Genomic DNA, 14,034 nt, shown 5'->3' with positions numbered 1-14,034 from the left:
GAAAGTGTCGCGACAAAACGGGAAAGACTTACTGATTCAGTAGCTTGTTGACATTTTCTTTGAAGAATTCACTTACGGGGATTTCTATGTCACCAATGCAAACCAGGTCACGTTTAATGGTCGTGATCTTTTGTACCGCCACGAGGTAGGATTTATGTGTACGTATAAACGCGGCAGCGGGTAGTTTCTCCTCCATGGCCTTCATGGTCATGCGGGTGAGTACTGGTTTGAGGGAATTGGAGAGATGTATTTTGATATAATCTTTCAGTGCTTCTATATAGGTGATATTGGCCGTCACAATTTTTACCTGCGTATATTCCACGTGTACAAAAAAGGAATGCGTATCATCTGTAGTAGCAGGGGGGCTTTGTTTCAGGCGGAACAGATCATTGGCGCGGTTGCAGGCTTTCAGGAAGCGCTCGAAGCTAAAGGGCTTCAGCAGGTAATCGACTACCTGCAGGTTAAAGCCTTCCAGTGCATATTGTTCGTAGGCAGTTACCAGTATCACCATAGGTGGCTGTTGCAATGATTGCAGCAATTGTAGTCCATTGAGCCTGGGCATTTGGATGTCGAGGAAGATGAGGTCTATTTGTTCCTGCTGCAATATTTCCAGTGCTTCCATGGCGTTCCGGCAGGTTTTTACCAGCTGCAGAAAAGGCACCTGCTGAATATTGTCTTCCAACAGTTCACGTACCAGTTGTTCATCGTCTATGGCTATACATCGTATCATGTGAGTTTCAAAATTAAGGTGATATGAAACACGTGCTGCTGACTTCTGATGGTAAGCTGGTGGCTGCCTGGATACAGCAACTGTAGCCTGGATTTCACATTGGCCAGTCCTATGCCGGAGTTTTCATCTTTGCTGGCGGCAGGATCATTATCGAACCGGTTTTGTACTTCAAAGGTAAGCAGGTCGTTGGTAACGAGCAGCTGTATATTAATTTCCGGTTGCTGCGTATAACCGGTACCGTGTTTAAAGGCGTTTTCTACAAAAGGAATCAGCAACATCGGCTCTATGGTATAATGTCCTGCGTTGTTAGCGGTATCAATATGGCTGTTGATATTTACGTCGTTGCCGAAGCGAAGTTTTTGCAGGGCGATATAGCTATTGAGGTAGACTATCTCTTTCTTGAGCAGTACTTTTTTCCCGGTAGTATCATATAACATATAGCGCATCAGGTCGGAGAGCATGATGAGTGCAGGCTCCAGTTGATCTGATTTTTTCCGGGCCAGCGATACCAGGTTGGTCAATACGTTGAACAGGAAATGCGGACTTACCTGTGAGCGCAGAAATTTGAGTTCTGTGCTGAGTTGTTCTGCCTGTTTATCTTTTTGCATTCTTTCTGCACGAATCCGGTCTCCCACCTTGCAATATACCAGGCTGACGATGTAGGCACCTACCGATGGGGCAAACACATATCTATAGGATGCCATATCACCGAGTACCGTAGGAAACCAGTGCGCCATGATGCTGTACTTCAGGGGAAAGGAGGCGCCCACCAACAGGAGTACAGCCGGGAAATAAAGCCACCAGTAATGTTTATTCCATAACCGGGGATAGAGGAATAATGCATGGGTGTAAAAGATGGCCATATGGATAAATCCACAGATCGTAAAGAAGAGGCCGGGAAAGGTACCGATGCGATAGTCGTTGGCAGCATTGGAAACGATATAGGGCAACAATAGTAATGCGCTCCATATGAGTACATGGAGTGCGATAATCACTTTCTTGAATGGAATATTGATGTTCATCTGATGTATGCATTAAAGCTACTGATTTTTCAGGGTATCCCCTGCGACACGATAAAATTACCGCTATTGGCGGCGCCTGCAGAAAGGGTATAGACAAGACCCGCAAATGTGCAGATAACATAGTAATATGTGCAGACAGGGAAGTAATTATTATCATCAGAGAAAATAGCATTAACATAGGAGAAGGAAGTTGTTAATTTTGAGCACTCTAAGCATTTAAAGACCTGTTATGAAAAAACGTTGTGTTGGAATATTCTTTTTTCTCCTGTGTAGCTCCCTTGCTTTCGCACAAAAGTATGAGGCCAATTGGGCCTCTCTGAACAAGCGTGGGATTCCTGCCTGGTTTAATGATGCCAAATTCGGCATCTTCATTCACTGGGGGGTATATGCCGTGCCCTCTTATGCCGTGGTAGGACCAGGTGGTTATTCTGAATGGTACTGGTATAACCTGAGAGGAACCACAGAAGGCTCACATGATAAAGTACAGGCCTTCCATGATAAGAATTTTGGGGTAGGGGTACCCTATGAAAAGCTGGAGAGCCAGTTTACGGCTTCCCTGTTTGATCCGCAGCAGTGGGCCAATGTATTTCGCCGCTCCGGTGCCAAATATGTAGTGCTGACTTCCAAACACCATGAAGGGTATTGTTTATGGGACAATAAACAGGCGAATGAATCCTGGGGGCATTCCTGGAATGCTGTTACGGGTACGCCTAAACGCGATCTGCTGGGAGACCTGACAGCAGCAGTGCGTAAAGAAGGGCTGCGCATGGGGTTTTATTACTCGCTGTATGAATGGTTTAATCCTTTGTGGCTGAAAGACAAACCCCGTTATGTAAAAGAAGTAATGACTCCTCAGTTTAAGGACCTGGTGACCCGCTATAAGCCTTCCGTTATTTTTTCTGATGGAGAATGGGAAATGTCGGATACAGCCTGGAATAGCCCTTCGCTGCTGGCCTGGTTGTATAACGAATCGCCAGTGAAAGATGAAGTAGCCGTGGATGACCGCTGGGGTAGCAATACCCGTGGCAAAAATAATGGGGCTACCTATCTGACTTCTGAATACGGCAGTGGTATGCAGCCTGGTGTTATTTGGGAAGAAAGCCAGGGTATCGGACAGTCATACGGATATAACCGTATGGAAACTGCCGATGACTATAAGAAAAGCAGTGACCTGATTTTAATGCTGGTAGATATCGTGTCAAGAGGTGGTAATCTCCTGCTGGATATAGGACCCACCGCAGATGGCCGCATTCCGGTGATCATGCAGCAAAAGTTGCTGGATATCGGCAAATGGCTGGAGCTGAACGGAGAGGGGGTGTATGACACCAAACCATGGAAGGAAAGCCGGCAGTGGAGCGCAGGCAAACGCCCTGAAGTGAAAGACGAAGCTTTCATGTCGGGCTATAGCATTTCCAACCTGGTAAAAAAATCAAAGGACCATGCTAATGTGGAATTGTTCTTTACCGCCAAACCAGGMGCTTTATATTGCTTTTTACCTGCTTATCAGCCACTGCTCACTATCCGCAACTATGCACCTGCCAAAGGCGCAGTGGTAAGTATACTGGGTAGTAGTAAAGCGATTAAGTGGCAGCAGAAGGGGAAAGATTGTGTGGTAGACCTGTCTATGCTGCACCCGGGAGACGTACCGGATGGCATGCTGGTAATTAAAGTGAAAGGTTAAGCAATAGTAATATCTTAAAGGCTGGCAAGCAATATATAGAAGGGGGGAGGCAGTAGCCTTCCCTTTTTTAATGTCAAAAAAGTAGCGGGCAGATTAGGAAAATGCATTCTATATTTGCAGACTACATAAAACAGCATCGGCTATGCCCTATCAGAAAATCACGCGGCTCCTTGCTGACCTGGTCCGCATAGATAAATTTGATCAGCACCTGATCCGGGAAGTCTTTGAACCGGTAAATTTCAGAAAATCACATGTTCTCGTGAGCAGCGGCGACATTGCCCGCTATATGTATTTCATTAATAGCGGCTATTTAAGGCTTTATCATATTGATGGCGAAGGCAGGGAGGTGACCAATCATATTAACTGCCCCATGGGCTTTATGACGGCCTTTAACAGCTATATCAGCCAAACCCGTTCACATGAGGTGTTTGAATGTATTACGGACTGCGAATTACTGCGGGTATCCCGTACAGACCTGGAAGAGCTGCTGAAGCACAACCAGCGCTGGGCTGAGTTCGGGAAAATTATCTACGAAGAAGTGATTAAGTATAATGAACAGAAAGTGAAAGATCTGGTCAGTCTCACCGCCAGGGAACGTTATTTCAAACTGATTGATAAGTTCCCGGATATTGTTCAGCATGTACCACTGCAATACATCGCTTCTTTCATTGGCATTAAACCGGAATCTCTGAGCCGTATCCGCCGCGAAATAATTTCCTAACATAGGTCAAGTGGATTGTTCTCCTGTTGATCCACCTTTGTGTGATCACAAACGGATCAATATGAAAGTCAATTCACTGAACAACGTAAAAGGAAAAACCGCATTTATAACCGGGGCCTCCTCCGGCATCGGAGAAGCATTTGCATGGAAGCTGGCCGCCGCCGGCTGCCACCTGGTACTCACTGCCCGCTCCGGCGATAAGCTACAACAAACAGCAGCAGCCATCCGGGAGCAACATAAAGTGCAGGTGCATTATTATACTGCCGACCTCACCCAACGCGATGCTCCAAAGTATTTGTATGAACAGGTGCAACAGGATAAACTTCGTATAGACCTGCTCGTTAATAATGCCGGCTTTGGCAAATGGGCGCATTTCCTGGATGAAACAGCCCCCGTATATACCGATATGATACAGGTCAATATCGATGCAGTCGTACAGTTGACTCATTTGTTTTTGCCTGCCATGCTGGAACGCGGTACTGGCGGCATTATTAATGTAGCATCTACCGGGGCATTTCAACCTTGTCCTTACATTGCGGTATACTGTGCTACCAAGGCATTTGTACTGAGCTTTTCAGAAGCATTGTATGGCGAGTATAAAGACAGGGGGATCACAGTAACTGCCGTATGCCCGGGTAATACACAAACGGCATTTTTTGCAGTAGCCAATGCCAACACGCAGGGAATGCCTTTTGATACGCCGGCGCGCGTAGCAGAAGATGGGCTGAAGGCGTTGTTGAAAGGAAAAACGTATAATGTAGTGGGCTTCTCTAATTATCTGCAGTCTTTATCCGCCCGGTTCTTTCCCCGAAGGATGGTGATAGGCATTGTAAAAGGGATGTTTGCAAAGCGGGTACCTGCCCTTTAACTAATCTTCCATCTGCGCCGAAAACGCGTTCCCCGAATTATCTTATATTTATAGTAATCAAAATAATCTCCGATGGCAAAACAAATGTCTATCATTCCCTTTACGGGAAAACTCGGTCCTCTCATTGGGTATAAACGCAATGGCAACTACTTTCTGCGTAGCATGCCTGAAAGCGTGCAGCAAACGGCTGCTACCTGCCGCGCATCCCGGCGCTTTGGCATCGCCAGCAGGAAAGGCGCTTTTATCCGTCATGCCTTCTATGGCCACCTGGATATCCATTGTGATGGCGGCCACATCAATCGGCTGAACAAGCTGCTCATTGCTGCCGGCGATCATCATGCGGCCCTGACAGGCTTCCGCTTCAATCAGCATACCGGAATAGATCGTTTTTTTGCAGTGGCTCCCCGGCTTCTGAGTAACGGAATATTAAATATTCCCGCACAAACCATCATCGGGTATAAAGGCATTACTGCCATGGAAGTAAAAGTGATCGCAACGCGTATTGATTTTACATCACGCCAGGTGGCGGGTAGCGAAACGGTTACGCTCATGATAGACCCAGATACCACTTTCCAGGAAACAAATGTTTCGCTGGATGTACCCGGGCAGGGCTCACTGGTAGTGGTTTTCCAGGTAAGAGCCATGTACAAAGACGGCCCATCCGGCAACAGAAAATATATGGCCGCAGACATTATTGCGGTGGCAGCGCCACAAGTACCCAGATATGCTCATAAACGTACGTACCCAAAGCGGACGAAATTGCTTCCCAACCTTACCTATACACACGCATATCCAGCTATCATTCAACTGGAATAAAGCCATCTTGCCTCCTGGAGATATTTTGATGAATAAACCCCTTATACCTGCTTTCTTTCAATAGTATATTTCCTTCCGCAACTACAGCCTGGCACTGAAGCAGCGCTGCTATGGCCACTTCTCACCTCCATCCATTTGCTGATGCAGTTTCATCCCGGTTATACATCCGGACCTCATCCCCGCATCAAGTCCACCTCTACTGCGGGGCAACTATAGGTACTTAGCGGGTGCTAAGCATTGCCTGGACGGAATCTACATAATGAAAACGTAATGCTGACCTTAAAATTTACACTATCCCCAAGCTTTCAACTTGATCCGGTCGTTGGCAGCCTTTGGTGTAGTTTTCTGAAAAAATCATTTTAAAAATGATATTTTTAAAGGAACTGAGAACCAATATTGCTTTTCTGATGCGTTCCACTATAACCCGGCTGCTGATTATTTCCACWTTATCGATGGCCTGTACTTCCCGCAACAATGCACATCGTACCTGGCAGGTATATGGTGGCAGTAAGGAGAATATCCACTACAGCGCCTTAACAGCACTCGATACCAGCAACGTATCTCAGCTGAAAGTAGCCTGGGCCTATCATACCGGTGATGCCGAAGAAATGTCGCAGATACAGGTAAATCCGGTAGTAGTGGGAGATATGCTTTATGGGGTTTCTCCCAAACTCAAATTATTTGCCGTTAATGCCGCTACCGGTAAAGCTGCCTGGGTATTTGATCCGGTGAACCTTTCGGGAGAAGTAAAAGGCAAAGGCTATTTCCAGTTCAACGCCTGCCGTGGCGTTACTTATTATGAAAGTGGTGCTGACCGGCGCATATTTTATACTGCCGGCGCAAAGCTATATTGTATCCATGCGGGCAACGGACAGCCCATTACTTCTTTTGGTGACAGCGGGTATGTAGACCTGCATCATGATATGGGGCGTAACATGGACGAGCTGTATATTACTTCTACTACACCCGGAATTATCTATCAGGACCTGATTATAGTAGGCACCCGTGTAGCTGAAGAGGCTGGCGGCGCGCCCGGTTATATCAGGGCATATGACGTCCGCACCGGCAAACTGAAATGGATCTTTCATACTATTCCGCAGCCCGGTGAAGCCGGTTACGAATCCTGGGAAGACAAAGACGCATGGCAGCATACCGGCGGCGCCAACGCCTGGGCAGGGTTTAGTCTGGATGAAGAGAAAGGGATTGTCTTTGCCCCGATAGGATCTGCCTCCTACGATTTTTATGGCGGCCGGCGTAAAGGCAATGACCTTTTTGCCAATTGTGTGCTGGCACTGGATGCGGCAACCGGCAAGCGGATCTGGCATTTTCAAACCGTGCATCACGATGTATGGGACCGAGATTTGCCTACTGCTCCTATGTTGGTAACCATAAAGAAAGACGGCCGGAAAATAGACGCCGTAGTACAGGTGACTAAAACAGGATTCATTTTTTTACTGGATAAGAACACCGGGCAACCATTGTATCCTGTGGTAGAAACCCCGGTGCCGGCAGATACTGCATTGCCCGGAGAACAGCTATCGGCCACGCAACCCATTCCTTCTTTTTTTAAACCTTTTGTAAGACAGGCATTGCTGGAGCAGGACCTGAACAAAATAGTGCCGGATAGTTCCTACCAGGATATCAGGGCAAGACTGGCTACTTACAAAACCGGTCATCTTTTTAATCCGCCTTCCAGACAAGGCACCGTGATTTTTCCGGGCTTTGACGGCGGCGCAGAATGGGGCGGCCCCGCAGTAGACCCTGAAACAGGTATCCTTTATGTAAATGCCAGCGAAATGCCCTGGATACTTACCATGGTGGATGCAAAAGATCAGCATACGGCAGCAAAAGAAACACAGCTGCAGGCAGGGCAACGATTGTATACCATCTATTGCATGGCCTGTCATGGACCGGAGCGCAAAGGCAGCAGCACTTTCCCTTCTCTCGTAAATATCCGGCAGAAGTATAATGAACCGGCCTTTACCCAACTGGTAGATGCCGGCAGAAGAATGATGCCCGCTTTCAAACAGTTGGACAGCACCGAGAAAAAAGCACTGGCAGCCTTTATCCTGGATTTAAGAGAAATACAACAATCACCGTTTGTAGCCTTGCGGAAGAACGTAGATGCCTATACGAATTTACCTTACCGGGCCACCGGGTATAATAAATTTTTAACGAAAGATGGCTATCCTGCTGTAGCGCCGCCATGGGGAACACTGAGCGCCATTGACCTGAACACCGGACAACTGCTATGGAAAGATACCCTGGGCGATTACCCGGAACTCAAAGCCAGAGGCATTCACAGCGGCACTGAAAATTATGGAGGCCCGGTTGTTACTGCCGGCGGTTTACTCTTTATTGCTGCTACGGCAGACAGTAAGTTCAGGGCCTTTAATAAAAGAACCGGACAACTGCTATGGGAAACGACCTTGCCCGCCTGTGGCTTTGCCACGCCGGCCATCTATGAAGTAGCAGGGAAACAATATGTGGTAATTTCCTGTGGTGGTGGTAAGCTAGGAAAAAAGTCAGGGGACACCTATCTTGCTTTTTCTTTGTAACATACGTATCCGTCAACATTTAAAATATCTTTTACTATGAGTATTTCAAGAAGAAATTTTCTGATGAAAGGAACCCTGGCACTGGCCGGCACTGCACTGATGCCAAAAGGATTGTTGGCAGCAAGTGGGGCTAAACCGGTATTAGGCATCCAGTTATATTCTATCCGTGATGATATGAAAAAAGATCCGGCCGGCACACTGAAACAGTTGTCTGCCATGGGTTATAAGTATGTAGAGCATGCAGGGTATAACAAACGGAAGTTTTATGGTTATAATGCCACAGATTTCAAGAAAATGTTGGGCGACCTGGGCCTATTAATGCCCAGCGGACATACCGTGATGGGAAAACAACATTGGGATGCTACCAAAAATGATTTTACAGATGAATGGAAATATACGGTGGAAGATGCCGCTATCCTTGGACAGCAATTTGTGATCAGCCCATGGCTGGACGAAAGCCTGCGTAAAAACTACGATGACTTTAAAGCCTACATGGACGTATTCAATAAAAGCGGGGAGCTGTGTAAAAAGTCAGGTATGAAATTCGGCTATCATAACCACGATTTTGAATTCAGTCAGCAGTTGAACGGACAGAAAATTTTCGACCTGATCCTGCAAAACACAGATCCTTCCCTGGTGGCCCAGCAGTTGGATATCGGTAATATGTATCATGCAGGTGGTGTGGCATTGGATATCATTAAGCAATACCCCGGCCGTTTTGAGCTGATGCATGTAAAAGATGAAATCAAAACCACGAAAGGGGAAATGGGCAGCAATTATGAAAGCACTGTGTTGGGCAAAGGAATTATACCCGTGAAAGAAGTGATTGATCTGGGTAAGAAGTCCGGAGGCACCCGCTATTTTATTATTGAACAGGAATCTTACCAGGGACAGACTCCATTGAATGCTGTACGTGATGATCTGCAGGTGATGAAGAAATGGGGATATTAATTTAATCGTTCCGGGCAGCATGATAGGTTTGCTGGTGTATAGCAGAATATTGAAAACTGATTCGCAAAAATGATGTCAGCAAGGTATGGGACCTTGTAAGGGGAAAACCAGGTTATCATGTTTTCCATGATAATATATTATGTCCGCTCAATTTGCGCGAACTTGCGAAACGATTGTTACTATTTTAACTACAGTGAAAAAAGTATCCTACTTATGACGAGGAAAATAATCTGGGGAATGGCCTTATTCTCCTTGTTGGTCAGCGTATGTGCAGCACAGGCGCAGCGTGCTTTTAAAACCTGGATACCGGCTGCGGATAACAGCGTTTATGCATTGGAAGGACAGGGCTGGAAGGATGGGTTGAATCATTATTACGACCGGTTACCACAGCGCGCAGAAGATAAGGTGCGGAAGGCTGTCTGGAATTTATCACTTAATAGTGCCGGGCTTAGTCTGCGGTTCAGAACAGATGCAGATGAGATCGTCATTAAATATACCGTCACCAGTGTATTGAACATGCCGCATATGCCATCTACCGGTGTAAGCGGTGTGGATATGTATGCAAAAAGTATTGATGGGCAATGGATGTTTTGTGCCGGAAACTATAGTTTCGGGGATACCATTGTTTATCGGTTTACCAATCTGAAAAAGCAGGACCATCATGTGAAGAATGTAGACTATACGCTGTACCTGCCGCTCTATAATTCTGTAAAATGGTTATCTGTAGCAGTACCGGAGGAAAGTGTATTTACACCTATACCGGTGCGTAAGGAAGCACCTATTGTAGTGTATGGTACTTCTATTGCCCAGGGAGGCTGTGCTTCCCGCCCGGGAATGGCATGGACCAATATCCTGGAGCGCAAACTGGACAGACCGGTGATCAATCTTGGGTTTTCCGGTAATGGGCGTTTGGAAAAAGAAGTGGTACAGTTCCTGGCAGAAATCGATGCGGGCATGTATGTACTGGATTGTTTGCCTAATCTGACAACAGCAGATATTACCGAAGCGGAACTGAAAAAACGTATTACCGAAACCGTTAGGGAACTGCAACGCAGGCGGCCGGGTATTCCCATCTTATTGACGGCCCACGACGGATATAGTAATGATTCCACCAATACGAAAAGCAGGGAAGAATATGCGCGTGTGAATGTGACCTTGCAGGCAGTGGTGGACTCCATGTTAAAAGCCGGTGTTGAAAATATCAGCCTGCTGACAAAAGAAGAAATAGGGCAGGATCTGGAAAGTATGGTGGATGGGGTACATCCCAGTGATCTGGGGATGATGAATTACGCCAATGCCTATACGAAAAAGATCAAAAGTATTTTAAAGGAGCAAACGGGCAACAGCGTTACCACTACACCTGTTACACAACGCCGTGATGCCAGTACCTACGACTGGGAAACCAGGCACAATGAAGTACTGGCGTATAATAAAACGCACCGGTCCAGGGTGGTATTTATGGGTAATTCCATTACGCATTTCTGGGGAGGTAAACCAGTGGGCTCTGTGATCAGGGGCAGTAGTTCCTGGGATAAATACTTTGAACCAAAACATGCGGTGAACATGGGTTTTGGCTGGGACCGGGTAGAAAATGTATTGTGGCGGGTACAGCATGGAGAACTGGATGGCATTTCCCCTGCCTATCTGGTGTTAATGATAGGCACCAATAACCTGCAATTGAATACGGATGAGGAGATTGTGAGTGGGTTAAAGAACCTGTTGCAGGTGATACAGGCGAAGCAACCGGCTACGCAGATTATATTGATGGGCATTTTACCACGAAGGAATATGGAAAGCAGGGTAGCGGGGATTAACCAGTTAATAGCCCGTATTCCGGATAATAAGAAAATACAGTTCCTCGATGCCGGGGAATTATTTCTGCAGGCAGACGGGAAAATTCAGGAAGGGCTTTTTTCGGATGGCCTGCATCCGAACGAGGAGGGCTATGAAAAACTGGGGGCAATGATTAATAAGTACCTGAAGATTTAGCAGAAGTTGTATGATATTCGAAGAAGGGCAACGCTAATGCGTTGCCCTTCTTTTTACTACCAACCGTTTATAGCCTGTAACAGCGACCTTTTATCTGTCACCGGAACATCTTGCTGCAGATGCCAGATCATGATTCCCGCTGCTCCATTTGCTTTGGCAAAATCTGTTTTCTTTTCTATTGTAGGTATGCCATTGTAATAAATCGTTCCTTTATTTTTCACTACTACCGAATCACTTTTTTCAGCGCCGGCATATTGCTGAACGATGTCACTGTAAGTGAAGGTGCTGCCTGCCTCAGTAGCTGGAAAGCCGGGACCAAACGCATATCCGTAAAAGGGAACCCCGATGTATAATTTGCTGGCAGGAATACCCCTGGAGCGGTAAAAGGCAAAGTCGCCGGTCGCTTTTTCGTAACTGGCATGTGGCCCGGGTGCATTGGAGTTCCACCAGCCGGTTTCATCGTACGACATGATGTTGATATAATCAAATTGCTGAAGCGTGGCGGCAGACATAAAATCCGCGGTGCTGCTCCAGCGTACCTGTGCAGAAGTGATGAGTTTATTTTTCTGATGCAGGGCTATCTGCAGTTCCTTTACAAAGGCTGCATAACGGGCGGTATCACGCGTAATCAAGCCGTTTTCCAGGTCTACGTCTACACCATCAAAGTCCGCCGTGACAGCCAGTTGCACGATGGCCGCAATAAATGCGGCCCTGTTGGCAGCAGACAAAAGTGGCTCAAACGATGCCGGCGGATTGCCGCCGCCGATAGCAAAAAATACCCTTACTTTTTGCTGGTGTGCCTTGCTGGTAACCTGTTGCAGTGCAGCAATAGCATGATTGCTGAAGCTGCCGGCTGCATCCGGATTAACGAAAGCGAGATTGATGTCCGTTACTTTAGTCAGGTCTATGCTACTCAGGTCACCGGCCCAGTTATTGCCCGGGCTGAAGAAATATCCAAGTACCCTGAGAGGAGGGGTTTTCGTGTCAGGTTCTTTAGCTGGCCGGTTTTTGGCGCAGGCTACGGTAAAAAGCAGGATAACGGAGAAAGATGTCAATAGTTGCTTCATGGTTTCAAAAGTTTAATTGTGTAGATATTAAAAGCCCCATATTGTTGCAATACAATATGGGGCTTTTAAGGTTGTCAGTTTTATTGTTTATCCCACCATACTGGTGTCATCCAGTCGTTTTTACCACCAATACGTTTCAGCGCATCCTGGTAGTTGGCGGTGTTGTTATAGGCTTCAGTGCCAGGGTAGAACAGGCGCTTAAAAGGCTTCTTACCCGTTTCTGATTCACTGCCTACATCCTGGATATCTGCCAGCACCGGGAAGCCGCTTCTGCGTTGATTGGCAAAAGCTTCGTAGCCGTTGGGAAACAGCGCTACCCATTTCTGCATATTAATTTGTTTCAGCGCACTGTCTGGTAGGAGGGGATGTGCGGCTACAAAATCGTCTACCAGTTGTCCGTTGATAGGTGTCATGCCCGGATACATTTCCAGTTGTTTCATGGCAGCACGTATGCCCAGTTGGTAGTGGGTGTTGGCATTATCGCCGGTCCAGGTTCTGGCGGCCGCTTCTGCGAGCAGCAGTTCTACTTCTGCATATCCCATATGCAGGAAGGACGCCTGGAACTGGTAGAAAGGCGTATTGATTTTACAGAATTTATTACCATGGGGAATTACGGTACCATTACCAGCAGTAAAGTCACCCCAGTTATCCCACCAGTACAAACCAGGGGCAAGTGTGATATAGTTGGTTAAGGCAGTAATATCTTTCCCACTGGCATCTTTGTTAATAAAAATAGCTGACAGTCTGGGGTCATTTTCTGTTTTCAGATAGTTAACAAACGTGCTGCACCCTAAAGTGTAATTATACGTCTGATCTTCCTGCAAGGCTTGTGATAGGCCATTACCGCGCAGATCCGGGAAGTTGAAATTTTCATGGATGACTTTAAAATTGTCGTCATTGCTGGTCATCACTCCTGCAGCGATGGCTGCTTTTACCTCTTTGGCTGCAGTGGCGGGATCAATTTTAGATAACCGCATTCCCAGTCGCAGGCGAAGGGAGTTGCCGAGTTTTTTCCATTTATCAATAGATCCCTGGAATACGATATCATTACCAATAGGGGCTTTGGATGCGTCAAACTGTTTGTTGGCAGCAGTCAGCTCCTCGAAAAAGTCGGTGTAAATTTCCTGTTGCGTATTGTAAACAGGAGTGTATAACTTCTCGTAGTAAGCCATGCCGGCCTGCTTGTAAGGTACATCACCATAGCAGTCTGTGAGTACGGAGAAGATGTATACTTTGAGGATGCGGCCTGCTGCAACATAATTTACCAGGGAAGCATCATCTTTACAGCGGGTAATCATATCTGCCAGTTGTTTGATGCTTTTGCCGTAGAAAATTTCCCAGGGCCGTTCATTGTAAAAATCATCCCGGATATATTTGCTGCCCGTACGCATACCCCAGCTGCCGCCAATATATTGTACCCTTGGCATAAACAGGTAGAGGTTAGGATAACCGGTTTCACGGCCGCCGTTGAGATAATAGGCGGCAGCTGCCAGTTGTTGCCCCGGATCTATATTATTGCCTTTGGTGGGGTCGGTATTGATGGAATCAAAATCTTTGGTACAACTTCCCAGCACGAGGGCAGTAAAGAAAACCAGTAAAAGAGTATAGCTATTGCGTTTCATCTGTAGTGA

The 14,034-nt window shown here is 46.7% G+C and carries 11 protein-coding genes; 7 read left to right on the top strand and 4 right to left on the bottom strand.

The features are described from left to right. Nucleotides 1-28: 28 nt before the first annotated feature. Entirely contained in the window at nucleotides 29-730 is a 702-nt protein-coding gene (locus tag AC1DP6_RS17330; RefSeq protein ID WP_477055956.1) for a LytR/AlgR family response regulator transcription factor, read from the bottom strand. Continuing rightward, complete coding sequence (locus AC1DP6_RS17325; protein WP_477055955.1) at nucleotides 727-1,752, bottom strand: sensor histidine kinase; 1,026 nt, start codon at nucleotides 1,750-1,752, stop codon at nucleotides 727-729. The genes AC1DP6_RS17330 and AC1DP6_RS17325 overlap by 4 nt, the downstream gene beginning before the upstream one ends. Before the next feature lie 229 nt (nucleotides 1,753-1,981). On the opposite strand from AC1DP6_RS17325, the gene AC1DP6_RS17320 reads away from it, so the two are divergent. The 7 genes from AC1DP6_RS17320 to AC1DP6_RS17290 all read left to right on the top strand — a co-directional run bounded on the left by AC1DP6_RS17320 (nucleotide 1,982) and on the right by AC1DP6_RS17290 (nucleotide 11,336). Further along, on the top strand, nucleotides 1,982-3,433 hold the full coding sequence (locus tag AC1DP6_RS17320) for an alpha-L-fucosidase (RefSeq protein WP_477055954.1): 1,452 nt from the start codon (nucleotides 1,982-1,984) through the stop codon (nucleotides 3,431-3,433). Between the two features lie 142 nt (nucleotides 3,434-3,575). Then, nucleotides 3,576-4,154, top strand: coding sequence for a Crp/Fnr family transcriptional regulator (locus tag AC1DP6_RS17315; protein ID WP_477055953.1), 579 nt, complete (start codon nucleotides 3,576-3,578; stop codon nucleotides 4,152-4,154). Nucleotides 4,155-4,215: 61 nt separating this feature from the next. Continuing rightward, nucleotides 4,216-5,022, top strand: coding sequence for an SDR family NAD(P)-dependent oxidoreductase (locus tag AC1DP6_RS17310; protein WP_477055952.1), 807 nt, complete (start codon nucleotides 4,216-4,218; stop codon nucleotides 5,020-5,022). Nucleotides 5,023-5,094: 72 nt separating this feature from the next. Beyond that, complete coding sequence (locus AC1DP6_RS17305) at nucleotides 5,095-5,838, top strand: hypothetical protein (RefSeq protein ID WP_477055951.1); 744 nt, start codon at nucleotides 5,095-5,097, stop codon at nucleotides 5,836-5,838. 365 nt (nucleotides 5,839-6,203) lie between these two features. Continuing rightward, nucleotides 6,204-8,396 (top strand): outer membrane protein assembly factor BamB family protein, encoded by a 2,193-nt coding sequence (locus AC1DP6_RS17300; RefSeq protein ID WP_477055950.1) that lies wholly within the window; start codon nucleotides 6,204-6,206, stop codon nucleotides 8,394-8,396. A 36-nt stretch (nucleotides 8,397-8,432) separates the two neighbouring features. Then, nucleotides 8,433-9,347, top strand: coding sequence for a sugar phosphate isomerase/epimerase family protein (locus AC1DP6_RS17295; RefSeq protein WP_477055949.1), 915 nt, complete (start codon nucleotides 8,433-8,435; stop codon nucleotides 9,345-9,347). Between the two features lie 213 nt (nucleotides 9,348-9,560). Continuing rightward, nucleotides 9,561-11,336 (top strand): SGNH/GDSL hydrolase family protein, encoded by a 1,776-nt coding sequence (locus AC1DP6_RS17290; protein WP_477055948.1) that lies wholly within the window; start codon nucleotides 9,561-9,563, stop codon nucleotides 11,334-11,336. 56 nt (nucleotides 11,337-11,392) lie between these two features. Here the strand turns inward: AC1DP6_RS17290 and AC1DP6_RS17285 are convergent, their stop codons facing one another. Beyond that, complete coding sequence (locus AC1DP6_RS17285) at nucleotides 11,393-12,403, bottom strand: glycosyl hydrolase family 18 protein (protein ID WP_477055947.1); 1,011 nt, start codon at nucleotides 12,401-12,403, stop codon at nucleotides 11,393-11,395. Nucleotides 12,404-12,483: 80 nt separating this feature from the next. After that, nucleotides 12,484-14,025, bottom strand: a complete 1,542-nt coding sequence (locus AC1DP6_RS17280) for a SusD/RagB family nutrient-binding outer membrane lipoprotein (protein ID WP_477055946.1) — start codon at nucleotides 14,023-14,025, stop codon at nucleotides 12,484-12,486. Nucleotides 14,026-14,034 lie beyond the last annotated feature (9 nt).

This window comes from Chitinophaga sp. 01L420 (genome assembly GCF_056399985.1).
This window is presented reverse-complemented; position numbering and strand designations above follow the sequence as displayed.

What these genes read in the sequence shown, in the direction of transcription:
- AC1DP6_RS17330 (WP_477055956.1), bottom strand. Translation starts at nt 730, where the DNA reads ATGATACGATGTATAGCCATAGACGATGAACAACTGGTACGTGAACTG.
- AC1DP6_RS17325 (WP_477055955.1), bottom strand. Translation starts at nt 1,752, where the DNA reads ATGAACATCAATATTCCATTCAAGAAAGTGATTATCGCACTCCATGTA.
- AC1DP6_RS17315 (WP_477055953.1), top strand. Translation starts at nt 3,576, where the DNA reads ATGCCCTATCAGAAAATCACGCGGCTCCTTGCTGACCTGGTCCGCATA.
- AC1DP6_RS17310 (WP_477055952.1), top strand. Translation starts at nt 4,216, where the DNA reads ATGAAAGTCAATTCACTGAACAACGTAAAAGGAAAAACCGCATTTATA.
- AC1DP6_RS17305 (WP_477055951.1), top strand. Translation starts at nt 5,095, where the DNA reads ATGGCAAAACAAATGTCTATCATTCCCTTTACGGGAAAACTCGGTCCT.
- AC1DP6_RS17295 (WP_477055949.1), top strand. Translation starts at nt 8,433, where the DNA reads ATGAGTATTTCAAGAAGAAATTTTCTGATGAAAGGAACCCTGGCACTG.
- AC1DP6_RS17290 (WP_477055948.1), top strand. Translation starts at nt 9,561, where the DNA reads ATGACGAGGAAAATAATCTGGGGAATGGCCTTATTCTCCTTGTTGGTC.
- AC1DP6_RS17285 (WP_477055947.1), bottom strand. Translation starts at nt 12,403, where the DNA reads ATGAAGCAACTATTGACATCTTTCTCCGTTATCCTGCTTTTTACCGTA.
- AC1DP6_RS17280 (WP_477055946.1), bottom strand. Translation starts at nt 14,025, where the DNA reads ATGAAACGCAATAGCTATACTCTTTTACTGGTTTTCTTTACTGCCCTC.